General features: G+C 47.8%; 2 protein-coding genes, 1 tRNA gene and 1 pseudogene. 3 read left to right on the forward strand and 1 reads right to left on the reverse strand.

The genetic code is table 11. The features are described from left to right. The 3 genes and pseudogenes from D5269_RS18435 to D5269_RS17690 form a co-directional block, all read left to right on the forward strand. Window positions 1–450, forward strand: a pseudogene (locus tag D5269_RS18435) (hypothetical protein); the annotation flags it as partial. A 234-nt stretch (window positions 451–684) separates the two neighbouring features. Further along, window positions 685–1,035, forward strand: coding sequence for a hypothetical protein (locus D5269_RS17685; RefSeq protein WP_147408072.1), 351 nt, complete (start codon window positions 685–687; stop codon window positions 1,033–1,035). Then, window positions 1,028–1,318: a site-specific integrase gene (locus D5269_RS17690; RefSeq protein WP_158605083.1), complete on the forward strand. Its 291-nt coding sequence runs from the start codon at window positions 1,028–1,030 to the stop codon at window positions 1,316–1,318. The genes D5269_RS17685 and D5269_RS17690 overlap by 8 nt, the downstream gene beginning before the upstream one ends. Before the next feature lie 65 nt (window positions 1,319–1,383). On the opposite strand, the gene D5269_RS17695 is transcribed toward D5269_RS17690, so the two are convergent. Next, window positions 1,384–1,470 (reverse strand) — tRNA-Leu (locus D5269_RS17695). Window positions 1,471–1,756: the final 286 nt, after the last annotated feature.

Below are 1,756 nucleotides of genomic sequence, written 5' to 3' on the forward strand. Positions count from 1 at the left end.
ATTTGTTACACTATGCCGTCTTTTCATATCCTCTATTTTATCATATTTTCTACTTTAGGGACACGACCTAACAAGTTAGTCGCAGGCCACTTATGTACACAGCACGACCTTTACTATATGGTTTTGTCTTTGCCCGATTCGGTAACAGGAAAGAAAAAGCCGGTTTGGTTTCCCACCGGTCTTAAAGTGAAGGGGAACAAGACGCAGGCCAACAAAATGCTGCAGAAGGCCAGAAGGGAGGCAACGAAGGGGATCCTTCCGCCCCGTCCAAAAGCAGGTAAAAGCGACCAGGATTACCTGCCGGTCGTTGCTGCTGGGGATTTGCGGAGCAGTATGCTGTTTTCCCAGTATATTTTATACTGGCTTCAGGCAAACCGCACGACCTGGGAGGAAACCGACCTACGCTGCCTACTATGGAGTAATTGTACACGTCATAGCGCCTTACTTTGAGGAACGGCTGGTTCCCCTGGATAAGCTAATAACGATGAACACCTAGAATTTTACAGCAGCTTAAAGCAGAAGGGGGGGGGCAGCGGGAACACAATTCTGCACTACCACGCAAATATCCGAAAAAGTCTGGCCGATGCAGTAAAAAAGTACAAGCTGATCCCTTACAATCCGGCCGCAGATGTCACCCGCCCCAAAATCGGCAACTTTGTGTCCAACTATTATGATGCACAGCAGTTGGCTATCATGCTGGAGGCGTTCAAAGGCAGCTCGATTGAACTTCCTATCATGCTTGCCGCTTTCTACGGCTCCCGCCGCAGTGAGGTATTGAGTCCGAGGTGGAGCGCGATCGATTTCAAAAACAACACCATTGCAGTCAGCCACACCGTTTCCAGAGCAAAAATTGATAGAAAAACACAGCTGATCCTGAAGAATCGAACAAAGAACAAATCCAGTTTCCGCTCCCTTCCACTCATCCCCCAGGTCAAACGGATGCTGATGCGGGTGCGAGACAAACAGAAGCGAAATCAGAAGACTTGCAAAAAGCAGTACAACACTGACTTTTTTGGAATACATCTGTGTGGATGATCTGGGGAATCTTCCCTTTCCGGATAGAGTAAGCCGCGGATTCAGTGAGAAAATCAAAAGGCTGGATCTGCCCTATATCCGGTTCCATGATCTCAGGCATAGTTGTGCAAGCCTGCTGCTAGCCAATGGCATCAGTCTCAAGGAGATCCAGCTTTGGTTGGGGCATAGCAATTTTGCAACCACAGCGAATATCTATGCCCACCTGGATATGAGCAGCAAGCAGGCTTCCGCTGCTACGATTGCGGGCTGCTTAGCTCTGGAGCCTTCCACATCGCAGGAATAAAAGGAAAAAGGAGCCTCAGCTCCTTCCCCCTAAACAACGGATCTGAGTGCTCCAATGCCCAAAAATGGTGCCGCCGACGGGACTTGAACCCGTAAGGGATTTCTCCCGGCAGATTTTAAGTCTGCTACGTGTGCCGATTTCGTCACGGCGGCAAATTTCAAAAGTTGGATCGCGAAACGACTGGCAAAACAGCAGACCAACTTTTGTATTCAGTTTACAGAATCTTGCGAAGCCGCTTAGAATCAGCATCCACAGAAACACCCCTTAAAAACCCACACAAGATTTTAAGTCTGATGCGTATGCCAATTTCGCCACAACGGCAAATTTCAAAATTGAACCATGAAACGACTGATAAAATAGCTGTCTTAGAACCTGTATTCACAAGGAGAAAAGAACGTGGTAAAATAGAGATATGGAAGAAAAAGGACGGGAGTCGTA

Source organism: Anaerotruncus sp. 1XD42-93, from assembly GCF_009917605.1.
In the GTDB taxonomy this organism is placed as follows: Bacteria; Bacillota; Clostridia; order Oscillospirales; family Ruminococcaceae; genus Anaerotruncus.